This is a genomic window from Mycobacterium sp. 141, from assembly GCF_000382405.1.
In the GTDB taxonomy this organism is placed as follows: Bacteria; Actinomycetota; Actinomycetes; order Mycobacteriales; family Mycobacteriaceae; genus Mycobacterium.
Genome location: NZ_KB908272.1, coordinates 1 through 14,751, shown reverse-complemented (window position 1 = coordinate 14,751; position 14,751 = coordinate 1). Strand labels below are relative to the sequence as shown.

General features: G+C 64.7%; 12 protein-coding genes, 1 pseudogene and 1 riboswitch. Of the genes and pseudogenes, 7 read left to right on the top strand and 6 right to left on the bottom strand.

Features of this window, described 5'->3' with window-relative positions:
* The first annotated feature begins 36 nt into the window (after positions 1-36).
* The 7 genes from gcvH (at position 37) to H276_RS0118785 (ending at position 8,291) form a co-directional block, all read left to right on the top strand.
* Entirely contained in the window at positions 37-432 is a 396-nt protein-coding gene (gene gcvH, locus H276_RS0118815; protein WP_019972833.1) for a glycine cleavage system protein GcvH, read from the top strand.
* A 177-nt stretch (positions 433-609) separates the two neighbouring features.
* Entirely contained in the window at positions 610-1,092 is a 483-nt protein-coding gene (gene garA, locus H276_RS0118810) for a glycogen accumulation regulator GarA (RefSeq protein ID WP_019972832.1), read from the top strand.
* A gap of 34 nt (positions 1,093-1,126) precedes the next feature.
* Entirely contained in the window at positions 1,127-1,861 is a 735-nt protein-coding gene (locus H276_RS0118805; RefSeq protein ID WP_026357175.1) for a MerR family transcriptional regulator, read from the top strand.
* 109 nt (positions 1,862-1,970) lie between these two features.
* Positions 1,971-2,465: a bifunctional nuclease family protein gene (locus H276_RS0118800; RefSeq protein WP_019972830.1), complete on the top strand. Its 495-nt coding sequence runs from the start codon at positions 1,971-1,973 to the stop codon at positions 2,463-2,465.
* Between the two features lie 239 nt (positions 2,466-2,704).
* Entirely contained in the window at positions 2,705-3,325 is a 621-nt protein-coding gene (locus H276_RS0118795; RefSeq protein ID WP_019972829.1) for a MerR family transcriptional regulator, read from the top strand.
* 70 nt (positions 3,326-3,395) lie between these two features.
* A riboswitch (glycine riboswitch) is annotated at positions 3,396-3,494 on the top strand.
* Positions 3,495-3,681: 187 nt separating this feature from the next.
* A complete protein-coding gene (gcvP, locus tag H276_RS0118790; RefSeq protein WP_019972828.1) occupies positions 3,682-6,600 on the top strand; it encodes an aminomethyl-transferring glycine dehydrogenase in 2,919 nt (972 codons plus the stop codon).
* Between the two features lie 431 nt (positions 6,601-7,031).
* On the top strand, positions 7,032-8,291 hold the full coding sequence (locus tag H276_RS0118785) for a cation:proton antiporter (protein ID WP_051111479.1): 1,260 nt from the start codon (positions 7,032-7,034) through the stop codon (positions 8,289-8,291).
* Positions 8,292-8,398: 107 nt separating this feature from the next.
* Here H276_RS0118785 and H276_RS0118780 read toward each other — a convergent pair whose 3' ends face one another.
* The 6 genes and pseudogenes from H276_RS0118780 to H276_RS0118755 all read right to left on the bottom strand — a co-directional run.
* Positions 8,399-11,380, bottom strand: a complete 2,982-nt coding sequence (locus tag H276_RS0118780) for an AAA family ATPase (protein ID WP_036461350.1) — start codon at positions 11,378-11,380, stop codon at positions 8,399-8,401.
* Between the two features lie 82 nt (positions 11,381-11,462).
* A complete protein-coding gene (locus H276_RS0118775; RefSeq protein ID WP_019972825.1) occupies positions 11,463-12,140 on the bottom strand; it encodes an AmiS/UreI family transporter in 678 nt (225 codons plus the stop codon).
* A gap of 172 nt (positions 12,141-12,312) precedes the next feature.
* Positions 12,313-12,837 (bottom strand): flavin reductase family protein, encoded by a 525-nt coding sequence (locus H276_RS0118770; RefSeq protein WP_036461362.1) that lies wholly within the window; start codon positions 12,835-12,837, stop codon positions 12,313-12,315.
* Positions 12,834-13,358: an NADPH-dependent FMN reductase gene (locus tag H276_RS0118765; RefSeq protein ID WP_196807956.1), complete on the bottom strand. Its 525-nt coding sequence runs from the start codon at positions 13,356-13,358 to the stop codon at positions 12,834-12,836. Before H276_RS0118765 ends, H276_RS0118770 begins: the two co-directional genes overlap by 4 nt.
* 409 nt (positions 13,359-13,767) lie before the next feature.
* Complete coding sequence (locus tag H276_RS0118760; protein WP_051111480.1) at positions 13,768-14,217, bottom strand: MaoC/PaaZ C-terminal domain-containing protein; 450 nt, start codon at positions 14,215-14,217, stop codon at positions 13,768-13,770.
* Positions 14,218-14,263: 46 nt separating this feature from the next.
* Positions 14,264-14,751, bottom strand: a pseudogene (locus H276_RS0118755) (6-phosphogluconate dehydrogenase); the annotation flags it as partial.

The following is a 14,751-nucleotide window of genomic DNA, read 5'->3' as shown; positions in this document are numbered from 1 at the left end:
GCGACCTGACCCGACCCCTGACAACCTAGGAGCGCCGTGAGCGAGATCCCAGCCGAGCTGTACTACACATCCGAGCACGAGTGGGTGCAGCGCACCGGCGATGACGTGGTACGCGTGGGTATCACCGACTACGCCCAGTCGGCTTTGGGCGACGTGGTGTTCGTTCAACTGCCGGATGTCGGCACCGACCTGACCGCAGGTGACTCGTTCGGCGAGGTGGAATCGACCAAGTCGGTGTCGGATCTGTATGCACCGGTGACAGCGAAAGTCATTGCTGTCAACGGTGATCTGGAAGCCAACCCGCAGCTGGTCAACTCCGATCCGTACGGTGAGGGTTGGCTCGTGGACCTCAAGCTGGAGTCCGGTGTGCTCGCGGACGCGCTGACCGGCCTGCTCGACGCCGACGGCTACCGCGCGGTCGCGTCGGAGTAACGAGTTGTTAGGGTTTGCATCGACCTGTTCGGCCGTACGTAACGCGCAGATTTCCACCACATCGGATCCGGCGTTGGTGGACACAACAAGGCCCATTGCGCGGTACGGTCGACGTGACACCGACGACGGCTGGGGGCCCCGCCGGGCAACGCCACAGCAGCCAGTGAGGAGCAGCGGGTGACGGACAAGGACAGCAATCTGGGGGCTGACCAGACGTCTGACGAAGTTACGGTGGAGACGACATCCGTCTTCCGTGCGGACTTCCTCAACGAACTGGACGCCCCTGCCGCGAAGAGCGCCGAGGGCACCGTCTCCGGGGTTGAGGGCCTGCCCTCGGGTTCGGCTTTGCTCGTCGTAAAACGTGGCCCGAATGCGGGCTCGCGTTTCCTTCTCGACCAGCCGACCACCTCGGCCGGGCGGCATCCGGACAGCGACATCTTCCTCGATGACGTGACCGTGAGCCGTCGCCACGCCGAGTTCCGGTTGGAGGGTGCCGAGTTCCAGGTTGTCGACGTCGGCAGCCTCAACGGCACCTACGTCAACCGCGAACCGGTCGACTCTGCCGTGCTCGCCAATGGCGACGAGGTGCAGATCGGCAAGTTCCGGCTGGTGTTCCTGACCGGCCCCAGGTCCGACGACGACAGTGGCTCGACCGGCTAGCTTATGAGTGCTCGCGGACACAGGCGAAGAGCCGATGACTCAGCCTGACCGCCCAGCTCTTGCCGGGATGTCGATTGGTGCTGTCCTCGACCTGCTCCGCGGTGACTTTCCGGACGTGACGATCTCGAAGATCCGGTTCCTGGAAGCCGAAGGGTTGGTCACTCCGGAGCGCACAGCGTCGGGGTATCGGCGGTTCACCGCGTACGACTGTGCGCGGCTGCGGTTCGTCCTGACGGCACAACGGGACCAGTACCTGCCACTGAAGGTGATCAAGGCGCAACTGGACGCCCAGCCCGACGGCGAGTTGCCCCAGAGTGGATCCGGTTACGGCGTACCGCGTTTGGTGGCAGTGGAACCGACTGACGGCGCAGCAGCAGCGTCGGCCATGGCGCCGACTCAGGTGCGGTTGTCGCGCGAGGACCTGCTGGCTCGATCAGGTGTCGAGGACGAGCTCTTGGGCGCGCTGGTCAAGAACGGCGTGATCACCACCGGACCGGGCGGGTTCTTCGACGAGCATTCCGTGGTGATCGCGCAGTGTGCCGGCGCGCTTGCAGATTACGGCGTGGAGCCACGCCATCTGCGCGCGTTCCGGTCGGCTGCCGACCGGCAATCCGACCTGATCGCCCAGATTGCCGGACCAATGGTCAAGGCCGGCAAGGCCGGGGCCCGTGACCGGGCCGACGATCTGGCCAGGGAGGTGGCCGCGCTGGCGATCACCTTGCACACGTCGTTGATCAAGTCGGCGGTGCGAGACGTTCTCGACCGCTGAGGATTAGACTCGTATTCGACAGCTATTTCGTTGAGGTGTGCCTCCGACGAATCAGCGACAGACGGATATAAGCGACGAAGCAGCACAGCGGTGCGGAGGGCAGGCACAGATGGCTGAGGTTCGGGTAGTGGGCATTCGCGTGGAACAGCCGCAGAACCAGCCTGTGCTGCTGCTGCGCGAGTCCAATGGCGATCGCTACCTACCGATCTGGATCGGGCAGTCGGAGGCCGCCGCCATCGTGCTGGAACAGCAGGGTGTCGAGCCGGCCCGACCGCTGACGCATGATTTGATCCGAGATCTCATTGCCGCACTTGGGCATTCATTGAAAGAGGTGCGGATCGTCGACCTGCAGGAAGGCACGTTCTACGCTGACCTGATCTTCGATCGGGATATCACGGTGTCGGCCAGGCCTTCTGATTCGGTGGCCATCGCGTTGCGGGTCGGGGTGCCGATCTACGTGGAGGAGGCAGTGCTGGCCGAGGCCGGGCTGCTGATCCCGGACGAAAACGACGAAGAAGCTGCCGGCACCGTCCGCGAGGACGAGGTGGAGAAGTTCAAAGAGTTCCTCGACAGCGTGTCGCCTGACGACTTCAAGGCAACATGACCGTCAGCCACCTCAGGGCGCCGAGGTCACGGATGCGTCTCAACTGACCTGATGGGCCTCGACACGCGGTGTGGGTGTCATCCAAGTCCGTTTTGGGCAGCCATACTTTGAGGGTGACGAGCAGTGAGGGCTCGGCGGGAAGCGTATGCTCGACACATTCGGGCTCGCAGCAAACCCGCTGCGGTGCAGGTCACGGCGGCGGTGAGGGTAGGCGGGTTCGATCGGCGAGAGGATTCACAGTGGGTGACACGCCACGGCAGGGAGAGTTGGATCTCACCACCGGAAGCGAGGTCGATGCGCCTGTTCGGCCGGCTGCCCAGCCTGTTCAGGGCGGGTTGTTCCCCGACGATTCTGTGCCAGACGAACTGGTCGGTTACCGCGGTCCGAGTGCCTGCCAGATCGCAGGTATCACCTACCGGCAGTTGGACTACTGGGCCCGCACGTCGTTGGTGGTGCCTTCGATTCGCGGTGCGGCCGGCTCCGGGAGCCAGCGGCTGTACTCGTTCAAGGACATCCTTGTCCTGAAGATTGTCAAGCGATTGCTCGATACCGGCATCTCGCTGCACAACATCCGCGTGGCTGTGGATCATCTGCGCCAGCGCGGCGTCCAGGATCTGGCCAACATCACGCTGTTCTCCGACGGCACCACGGTCTACGAGTGCACCTCGGCCGAGGAGGTGGTCGACCTCCTGCAGGGCGGCCAGGGGGTGTTCGGAATCGCCGTATCGGGTGCCATGCGCGAATTGACCGGCGCCATCGCGGACTTCCCGGGTGAGCGCGCCGACGGCGGTGAGTCGATCGCCGCCCCGGAGGATGAACTGGCTTCCCGGCGCAAGAGTCGCGACCGCAAGATCGGCTGAGCCGCTCGATTTCGCCGGCAAGAGCGGTGTTCGCGGTGGCCGCAACCGGCCGGTAGAATTGACCGCGCATCGCCCTTGTGCGGGAGAGTTCCGTGGTTGCCAGCTACGGACGCCGAAGGAGCAACACCTCTCCGTCAACCTCTCAGGTACCCAGGACCGCACGGGCCCCGATGCCTCTGGAAAGTGGTGCTCCCCGCGAGTGCCCGCCCATGGGGAAAGATGCCGACCGGCATCGAATCTCTCAGGCGCCCGGGACCGGGTTGACGACAGAGGGAGAGGGAGTGCAGCCCGTCGTCTGCGGACAGGGCTGCCGTCTCGACCTACCGCGGCGGCGCGGCGCAACCAGGGAGCCTTGAGTGTCCGACCAGCAGCAAGCACGTTTCGTCGATCGTCATATCGGTCCGGACTTCGCCGCCGTCGCCAAGATGCTCGACGTCATCGGCGTGGCGTCGCTTGACGAACTCGCCGCCAAGGCGCTGCCGGTGGGCATCCTCGACGGGCTCGCCGCAGAAGGCCTCGCACCGGGTCTTGATTGCCTGCCCGCCGCTGTGACCGAAGAGGACGCGCTGGCGGAGCTGCGTGTGCTGGCCGACTCCAACACGGTCGCGACATCGATGATCGGCCAAGGTTACTTCGACACGTTCACCCCACCGGTCTTGCGCCGCAACATTCTTGAGAACCCCGCCTGGTACACCGCCTACACGCCGTACCAGCCCGAGATCAGCCAGGGCCGGCTCGAGGCGCTACTGAACTTCCAGACCATGATCTGCGATCTCACCGGGCTGGAAGTCGCCAACGCCTCCATGCTCGATGAGGGCACCGCGGCGGCCGAGGCGATGACGTTGATGCACCGCGCCGTCAAAGGATCGGCCAACCGACTGGCGGTCGACGCTGACATCTACGCCCAAACGGCCGCGATCCTGGCCACCCGGGCCGAGCCACTGGGTATCGAGATCGTCCGCGCCGACCTGACGCAGGGTCTGCCCGGCGGCGAGTTCTTCGGTGCGATCGTGCAGTTGCCAGGCGCCAGTGGCCGGATTGTGGATTGGACGAGTCTGGTCTCTGATTGCCACGAGCGCGGCGCACTGGTTGCGGTCGGAGCCGATCTGCTGGCGTTGACCGTCATCACCCCACCGGGTGAGATCGGCGCCGACGTGGCCTTCGGCACCAGCCAACGTTTTGGTGTGCCAATGGGTTTCGGCGGCCCGCACGCCGGATACCTGGCGGTGCACGCCAAGCACGCCCGGCAGCTGCCGGGCCGGTTGGTCGGGGTGTCCGTCGACGTCGACGGCGCTGCGGCATATCGCTTGGCGTTGCAGACCCGCGAGCAGCACATCCGCCGGGACAAGGCGACCAGTAACATCTGCACCGCCCAGGTGCTGTTGGCCGTGATGGCGGCGATGTACGCGAGCTATCACGGTGCCGACGGGTTGACCGCGATCGCGCACCGCGTGCACGGTCATGCCAAAGCCATCGCCGCGGCTCTCGGCAACGCGCTGGTGCACGACAAGTTCTTCGATACCGTGCTGGCGCGGGTGCCCGGCCGTGCCGACGACGTGATCGCCGCGGCCAAGGCCGGCGGCATCAACCTGTGGCGAGTCGACGCCGATCACGTGTCGGTGTCCTGTGACGAGGCGACGACCGAGGCACATGTGGCTGCCGTGCGTGAGGCTTTCGGGGTTTCCGAATCAGATGTGCTCCTCGCGTCCGCTCAACCAGATGTGCTCCTCGCGTCCGCTCAACCAGATGTGCTCCTCGCGTCCGCAGAGCCCAATTTGCTCCTCGCGTCCGCAGACATCGCCACGCGCACGTCCGAGTTCCTCACCCACCCCGCGTTCACCCGGTACCGCACCGAAACCGAGATGATGCGCTACCTGCGGTCACTGGCCGACAAAGACCTGGCGCTCGACCGCACGATGATCCCGCTGGGCTCATGCACCATGAAGCTCAATGCCGCGGCCGAGATGGAGCCGATCACCTGGCCGGAGTTCGCCCGGCAACACCCGTTCGCCCCGGAATCGGACAACCCGGGATTGCGCCGGCTCATCACCGATCTGCAAGACTGGCTGACCGCGATCACGGGTTACGACGAGGTGTCGCTGCAGCCCAACGCGGGCTCACAGGGCGAATACGCCGGCCTACTGGCGATCACGGCCTACCATGTGGCGCGCGGCGAGGCCGGCCGCGACATCTGCCTGATCCCGTCCAGCGCGCACGGTACCAACGCGGCGTCGGCGGCACTGGCCGGGATGCGCGTGGTCGTGGTGGCCTGCCGGCAGAACGGCGACGTCGACCTGGACGATCTGCGGGCCAAGGTCGCCGAACACGCGGATCGCGTTGCGGCGCTGATGATCACCTATCCGTCGACGCACGGGGTGTACGAACACGACATCGTCGAGATCTGCGCCGCGGTGCACGACGTCGGCGGCCAGGTCTATGTCGACGGGGCGAACCTCAACGCTTTGGTGGGCCTGGCCCGGCCCGGCCGTTTCGGCGGCGACGTCAGTCATCTGAACCTGCACAAGACGTTCTGCATCCCGCACGGAGGCGGCGGGCCGGGCGTCGGGCCGGTAGCGGTGCGTTCGCACCTGGCGCCGTACCTGCCGGGCCACCCGCTTGCCGACGAACTCTCCGATCACCACACCGTCTCGGCGGCACCGTACGGCTCGGCCTCGATCCTGCCGATCACCTGGGCCTACATCCGCATGATGGGTGCCGACGGACTGCGCGCGGCGTCGCTGATGGCGATCGCCTCGGCGAACTACATCGCCCGGCGGCTCGACGAGTACTACCCCGTGCTGTACACGGGGGAGAACGGCATGGTTGCCCACGAGTGCATCCTGGATTTGCGCGCGATCACCAAGGACACCGGGGTTACGGTCGATGACGTGGCAAAGCGCTTGGCGGACTACGGTTTCCACGCGCCAACCATGAGCTTCCCGGTGGCCGGCACGCTGATGGTGGAGCCCACCGAAAGCGAGAGCCTGGCTGAGGTGGACGCGTTCTGCGACGCGATGATCGCCATCCGCGCCGAGATCGACCGGGTCGGGTCGGGCGAGTGGTCGGTGGACGACAACCCGCTGCGGGGCGCACCGCACACGGCCGAATGCCTGATGGTGGCTGACTGGAAGCACCCCTACACCCGGGAACAGGCCGCTTACCCGCTGGGAAAGGGTTTTCGGCCGAAGGTCTGGCCTCCGGTGCGTCGGATCGATGGCGCTTACGGCGACCGCAATCTCATGTGCTCGTGCCCGCCTATCGAAGCACTCGCGTAGCGGCTGGTGCCGCGGCGTCGACAGCCACGTCCCTCGGTACTGTCGTGCGGGCGTTAGTTCTGCGGGAAGCGGCAGTTCGGGGCACTGTGCACCCGGACCCGCCGACATGTCCCGAACTTCGCCCATAGACAGCGATTCCACTGCGTATCCCAGCTCAACGTGGGCCACCAAAACAAATTAGTGTTGCCTAACCTGTGTGTGCACACATGTTGCTCGGAATTGCGAAGGGTCATGGATCGATGAAGGTGTGTGAGTGGGGGCGGGCTGACGACTATCGAACAGCTGCCTGACGAGGGCCATGACATCGTCTTTTTCGGTCGAGAATCGCCTCGACGTGGCTTTCCGTTCCCCCCTGCTGCGGCTCATTCCCTCATCCGTCCATCTCGAACTCCTTCTCGGCTGATGCCGGGAGAGAACGGAGTGCATCACGTATGACCCCCCAACAAACTTGCATGCTCCTGCTGGGCCTGGCCACGATGGTGGTGCTCGCACGGCTGCTGGGTGTGCTGGCCCGGCGGTTGGGCCAGCCCGCCGTCATCGGCGAGATGCTGGCCGGTATCGCACTGGGCCCGACGTTTTTCCACGGAGCCGTGTCCGGCGCGCTCTTCCCGGCCGAGACCCGACCACTGTTCAGCGCTCTGGCGGCGATCGGAGTGGCGGTGTTCATGTTCATCGTCGGCCTCGAATGGAACCCGGCGGTGATTCGCGGCAGCGGTGCCACTCCGGTCACGGTGTCGATCGCTTCCATCCTGCTGCCGTTCGGCCTCGGTGTCCTGCTCAGCCTGCATCTGATGCCCCGCTACGGTACCGGCGACAAGCTGGCGTTCGCATTGTTCGTGGGCATCGCGATGTCGATCACCGCTTTTCCGGTGCTCGTCCGCATCCTCACCGACCGGGGCATGGCGGGGACACCACTCGGTGTCGTCGCCGTGGCCTGCGCCGCCATCGACGACATACTGGCCTGGTCGCTGTTGGCCATAGTGGTCGCGATCACAGCGCAGGGCGACGGCGCCAGCCAATGGCGCGTCCTGCTCGCCATCCCCTACCTGCTGATCATGCTGTATGTCGTTCGGCCGGCACTGCGCCGGCTGGCTGCCCGCAGCACATCGCCGCGGCTGGCACCGACGGTGTTCGTGGGCATTCTCGCCGGGCTCCTGGTTTCGGCCGCCGCCACCGAATGGATCGGCCTGCATTACATCTTCGGCGCCTTCCTATTCGGCATCGCCATGCCGCACGCGGGCACCGACCAGCTGCGCCGGGAGGTGCACGAGCGCCTGGCGCCGCTGATCAAGACCCTGCTGCTGCCGGTGTTCTTCCTGGTAGCCGGACTGGCCGTCGATTTGTCCGGGCTCGGGCTGGGTGGGCTGGGCAGCCTCGGGCTGATCTTGGCGGTGGCCGTGGGAGGCAAGTTCGTCGGCGCGTTCGTCGCCGCCTGCCTGAACCGGATGCCCGTGCGCCAGGCCGCCGCGCTGGGCACTCTGATGAACACGCGCGGGCTGACCGAGCTGATTGTCCTCAACGTCGGGTTGCAGCTCGGCTTTATCGGGCGCGAACTCTACTCACTCATGGTCGTGATGGCCGTGGTCACGACTGCCATGGCCGGCCCGCTGCTGAGCTGGCTCCTCGGTCGGCCGGATACCGGCGTCGACGAGCCGGTCGCACAATCGGCCGGATTCGGTCCCTCGTCGTGATCTCGCCACAGGCCTTCCAGCTGTCGGATTAGCGGTGAAGGCCGCCCAGCCCGTTGACCGGAACTCGTGGCGTCCACGGATGTTCCGACGGTTTACGTGAGCACTTCCTATTCCGAAAGTCCGGATCGGCACAGCGCGGCGTGGCGCGGCATCTCGAGGTGCGAATATTCGGTCAATGCGGCTTCCAGGTAGCGCCGGCCGCGTGCGGTTGACTCCTCATCTCCCCGGGTGAGGAGCATCTGCCCGAAGAACCGCAGGGTGTGCGCATGTTCCACGACATGCGGCATCGACTCTGCATCGGCAAGTGCGGCAAGGAAGTACGACTCTGCACGCACCCAATCACCCGCCGCGGCGGCGGCAACGGCAACGGCACGCTTGACCAATCGACCGCCTCGGTACTCGATACACACCACGGCGGATTTATCGAGGAACCCTTCCACCACGGGGAGCAGCTCAGCCGCCTGATCGAACCGTTTCAAGATGGCCAAACCCTCCACCGCGGCCAGCCCTGCGGTCCATGAACCGCAGGTGTTCGGCTGTCCCGGTGTGGGCAGATTGTGCCGATGCTGGTCCAGTAGTTCCATGGCCGCGTTGTCGTCGCCCAGGTAGGCGAGGATTTCGAACAGCGACGACCAACTCCAGCCGACCATCGCGGTGTCCTCCACCTCGATGTCCAGCGCGGCGGAGTACAAAGCCTTAGCTTCCGACCAGTTTCCGGCCAGGAATTTGCTGAGCCCGAGCCAGGACAACGAATGCTCTCGCACGCCGGGACCGACGGTGTCACAGAACTCAAGGTCGCGACGGGCGAACCTCTCCAGATCAGGAATGCGTCCACGCCGGAAGAACTCAATCAGCGCCTTCATCCGACTGTAATGTTGCTGTGCCGCATAATTGCCGACCCGATTCGCCACCTGGTTGAGTTCCACCCCGATCGTGGTTGCTTCGTCCAGGCGCCCCAATCCCACCAGTGCGTATTTCATGAAGCCCAACAGGCTGGCATAGGTCCACGCATCATCGCTGTGGCGCAATATCTGCAAAGCCTCGTAACCCGCGGCTACCGCGTTGGCGTGCTCGAGGAAGGCCGGCAACTGCATCGCGCGGATCGCCAGGGCGTGGCCTTTGAGCTCCGTATCGCCGGTCCGTTCCGCCAGCTCGAGTGCTTCCTCGATGTTTTGTGTGCCGGCTTCGTAGTCGCCGTCCCACGCGTTCGCGAAGGCCAACGCGCCGAGCAGTCGTCCCCGCTCCCGGCCGGACGCGTCACCGATCAAGCCCAACCCGTAGAGCGCCAGGTCGCGCGCCTCCCCGGTCCGGAAAGACCAGAAGATGGTCTGGCTCGCGGCCATACATGTGCGCGAAATGGCAACGGCGTCATCGACTTCGGCATAGAGATCGAGTGCCTTGTACAGTGACGCGACCGATTCCGCCCACTGTCCCAGGGCGCGCTGCGCGATGCCCCGCTGATAGGAGAGCTCGGCGCGTTCCGAGGCATCGCTCGACTCGGTGAACACTATGGCCTGATCGAAGAAGCCTAGCGCCTCCTCGACTGCGGAACTACCCAGTGCGGACCGCCCCGCCATCGTCAGGTACCGAACGGCGTCCGCGCGGTCGGTGACCTGCCCCGCCTCCACCAGGTGGCGCGCGATCTCGTCGGCCCACTCCGAGAGATCATCGGAATATAGTTCTTCCAGTGCCCGGGCGGCCGCCGCGTGCAGACGTCGACGCCGCACGGCTGACACGCCCTCCAGGATGGCGCGGTGCACGATCGCATGGCAGAACGCGTACCGCTCCACCGCCCGTGGTACCGCCACTGTGACGTCGAACAGCAGATTGGCCTGCACTGCCTCCTCGACGGCGGCCAAGAGTGTCTGATCGTCGACCTGGGCAACGTGCTGCAGCAGGGCCAGATTGAACTCATGTCCAAGCACCGCGGCGGTCCGCAACAAGTCCTGGGTTTCCTGCGCGAGGCGTCGTGATCTCACAGCGATCACATCCTTGATTCCACGTGGCACATGGGTCGACGTGGCCGACGATGCCGCCGAGCTATCGGCGATGTTGCGGATCAGCTCCGCCACGAACAGGGGATTGCCTCTGGTCTCCGAAAAGATCTCCTGTGCCAGCCGTTCCCGCGAAACGTTCAGACCGGGCACCGACTCCAACAGCTCGACCACGTCGCTTCGGTGCAGTTCGTCGAGGTGGATCTGCGTCGGAACGATATCCCTGCTCATCTCCCCGAGGAAATCGATCATGGCGCTCGACGGTGCTTGCGGGCGGTAGGTGCACACCACGAGCATCGGGCCCTGGAACTCCGACTTCACCAGATAGGGCAGGAACTGCAGCGTCCGCGCAGACGCCCAATGGAGGTCATCGATAACCAGTAGGAGCGGCGCGACCTGCACCGCATGGCGAAGCACGCCGGCTGTGGCGCCAAACATCCGCATCCGGGTGAGGTTGGGATCGGTCGGCATCTCGTCCGCGAGGCCCGACGGGAAGCGAACTCGCGAATCGGGGCAGATTCTGCGCAGCTCGGATGTGAGATCACCCAGGTGCTCCGCGAGCGCGAGTGGATTACACGACTCGACGTAGGGCGAGATCGCGCGTCCTATCGCTTCAAACGGCCCCCCGCCGACCTCCTCGCAGCGACCGTAGAAAACCAGTGGCGAACCCTGCTCCGAGACCTGCCGGGCGAACTCGGCGACCAGCTTGCTCTTGCCGATGCCGGCATCGCCGACGACGAGGGCTATCCGGGTGCTGGCCCTGGTTTGCACAGCCGCCCACTCTCGGTGAAGTTGGCCCATTTCGTCGGTACGGCCCACGAACCGCCCGGCATCTACCATGCGTAGCAACGCTGTGGGCGGGGCAACGGGGGTGGGGGGCGCATCGTCCATCTCGGCCTTGACGACCTGGATCAGGTCCCGTCGGTCAGTCACTTCGAACTTCGCGAGGAGTTTCGACACGTGGCTTTCCACCGTGCGGACGCTGATTCCGAGAGCCGTCGCAACCTCGGCGTTGGTCGAGTGTCCGAGCACCTGCTGGAGGGTTTCCCATTCTCGACCGGTGATGCTCCGCCCACCGATCGAATGAGTTGTCACCCTAGAGTCCTCCGATCTTCAGCACCCCCCAGCGGCGCCCCACCATTCGTCAGTGACGGTAATCACAGTCAGCCTACTGATCTTAGCCACGCACGGTAACTGACACGGCTTGTGGCACGCCCCCGTTCACCGACGCCTCGCCCGCCGCGTCCTCGTCTCGAGGTGCGCTGCGCCGCGCCAGCGCCACGGAGAGCGCCGTCGCCACCACCAGGATTGCCAACGCAGCCGAACCGGCCCCCGCCGAGGTGGGCCACTGCCCGTTGAGCAGCAGGATCCCCGTCACGGTGGCGGTCGGGACCCCGAGCAGCACGAGGAACCATCCGGTGAAATGGCCCAGGTCGACGCGGCCCGCCTTGGTCACGCCCAGAGCCATCAGTACGAAGAACAGCGACCACATAATGGCCCACGTGAGCCAGATGACCGCGAACACCGAATCCGTGCCGATGCTCTTGATCGCGTGATACACCGCGATGGCCGCGACGAACAAGCTGAACCAGCCGAATCCTCGCGTGTCCAGGTCGAAGATCTGGATGAGCCCGAACCACAGGTAGGTGAACCCGAACAGATAACTCGGCCAGGTCGCGTTGACGATGGCGGGATCGCCTTCGGACTGGATGAGCACGAGCGTCGGCAGCACGACCTGGGCGGACCCGACGAGTAGGTTCAGCGGCGCGGCCCCGCGGGCTTCGACAACCCCGACCGACACAAGTCCGTTGACGAGCAATGCCACGCCGACAAGAAGCAGTCCAACGTTTCCCATTAGTTACCGATCCATTCCACGAGTGGCCCAGCGGTGATGCCGGGCGCGAAAGAGGTTGAAGAAGTTGTTGATCCGTGCGAACGCCGCAAGCTCCCGATCCGGGTGGGCGTTGAGTTGGCTAGCTGACTCGAGTCACGGTCAGGGGACATGGCGGGGTTTTCAGTGCACGTATTCATGCCCGTTTCGGTTCCGCGACGACCTCACGGGTGGCGACTTCCTGGAACATCCCGTACCGACCCCGCAAAAAGACCAGCGGTTCGCTCTCGGGGCGGGCGTCTAGGCGGGTCACTTCGGCGACCACGATCGTGTGGTCTCCCGCATCGTGCTCGGTGTGAATCCGGCACGTGAGCCAAGCCACCGCCTCGTTGAGTACCGGTCCTTCCTCATGGGTTTGGTAGCTCACCCCGGCGAATCGCTCGGCACCCTTGCGGGCGAACTGCCCGACCAATTCTCTGTGGTGCCCGGCCATTACGTTTACGCAAAACATTCCGGCGGTGCGCAACAGGGGCCAGGTCGACGACGATTTCGCCGGGCAGAACAGCACAAGCGGCGGATCAAGCGAGACCGAGGTGAACGAATTTGCGGCCATCCCGGTGGGACCTTCCGGCGTGTTCGCCGTGATGATCGTTACGCCCGTCGGAAGGTGTGCGAGAACATCACGAAAGCGGGCGCCGTCGAAATCGAGTCTGGTGCTCATCGCCCGGCTCCAACCCGTGCCGCGCCGCGGATCGCGCCGCATGTTGCGAGATTGTCCATGGCCCACCGCTCAACAACTTTCGACATCTGGTCCATCTGCGATACTTCGAAGTACAACCCACGGGTCGGTACCGATGCCCCCAGCTCCACCAGCACCGGTCGCAAGCTTGTTTCCACTGCCAACGCGTGTTGCAGTCCCGCCCCCGTCATGACGGGAATCGCAGTGACGCCGGCCAGTCCGTTGTTGCCGTATCGATCCAAAAATGCTTTGAGCAGGCCCGTGTAGGCCGCCTTATAGGTGGGGGACGCGACCACCGCAATATCGGTTGCTGCCAGCCGGTTCCCGAGATCCTCCAGGGTGGCGTTCGGCCAACGGAACATCAACTCGCTGACATCGCACAAATCTATTGTCGGGGCCAGCTGCGCCCCGTTGTGCTCGGTGACGAACTTCGCTACCGCTTCGGCGATTTCGCGCGTGCGTGAGCGCGGCTTCGGATTGCCGACCACTACCGTCACTTCCACGGCAGCCACCTCCATGATCGTTTGTTTTCGCGGCGGCGATAACGCCCACCCAAGGAACCCGAACCACGGTGCTGTGTCGCGTCGGCTGTGAGGTGTCTTACACCCACACGGTTACTATGCACCAGCACAACACATTTGACAATCCCCAGGTTGGAGATTCGTTGGCAGTACGGGTGGCGATGGTTGTCGACTGCAGCGGCGGCCGCGGTCATCACTTCTACGATGCCCCGGTTGACCAAATCTGTTGCGCTCGACATGATCTGGTTCTCCAAAACCTTCGGCGAGCCAGTTGTTCGGGCTCACCGCATACCGAAAAACATCGCAGCCCTGCGGATCCAGGTTTATCCGAATACAAATGGCAAGATCGGACAACAGATTTCGCTGATGACAAGCGCCACCATGACAGCGATCAGTCCAGTGCGGTGGTCCAGGTGCGCGCTTCGCCCGTCAGGGCGACCACACCGTCGGGCCGGGTGATCGTGGTCCGTAGCAGGCACATCGGCTTGTCGTCGCGTACCTCGAGCACCTCGACCTCACCCACCACGGTTTCGTCGAAGTAGATCGGGTTCTTTAGTTGCCAGTCGAGGTTCAAAAAGACCGTCCCGGGTCCGGGTAGGTCAGTTCCACAGATGCCGTGCAGGATCGCCTGCATGAGGCCCCCGTGACCCACCCTCCGACCGAACAGCGACCTGGCCGCCGCGTCGTCATCGAAGTGCAACGGGTTGAAGTCTTGGCTGATCTCAGCCCACATCCTGGTGTGCTCCATGGTGAGCGTGTACTCACGCGTGGCCTTCTGCCCGACGTCCGGCCTTCCATTACGAGTCAGTGCCCAGGGATCGGTGGGTTGTTCGGTCGTCATCATCTGGACCTCTCGTGTGGGGACTTCTAAGCGACCGAAATCGCGATCACCCGGACTCGCTGATCCTCTGGACCGCGTGTCCACCGAACTGGTTACGCAGGGCCGCCACCGCTTTCATGGTGGGGGAGTCCTGCTGCCTCGAGGCGAACCGGGCGAACAACGCTGCGGCGATCACCGGCATCGGCACCCGGTGGTAGATGGCCTCCTCGACCGTCCACCGGCCTTCACCGGAATCCTCGGTGTACCCGGTGATGTCGTCGAAACCGGGATCTTCCTTGAGCGCCTTGGCCAGCAGCTCCTGCAACCACGACCGCACCACCGTGCCATTGCTCCACGCCTGGATGACGGCCTGTGGATTCTTGATGAGCTTCTCAGCGGCCAGCAGTTCGTAGCCTTCGGCGTAGGCGTGCATCAGCCCGTACTCGATACCGTTGTGCACCATCTTGGCGTAATGCCCGGCGCCCACCGGACCGGCGTGCACGAACCCGTCGGCGATCTCACCGGCCGGCCGCAACGTGTCGAAGATCGGCATCG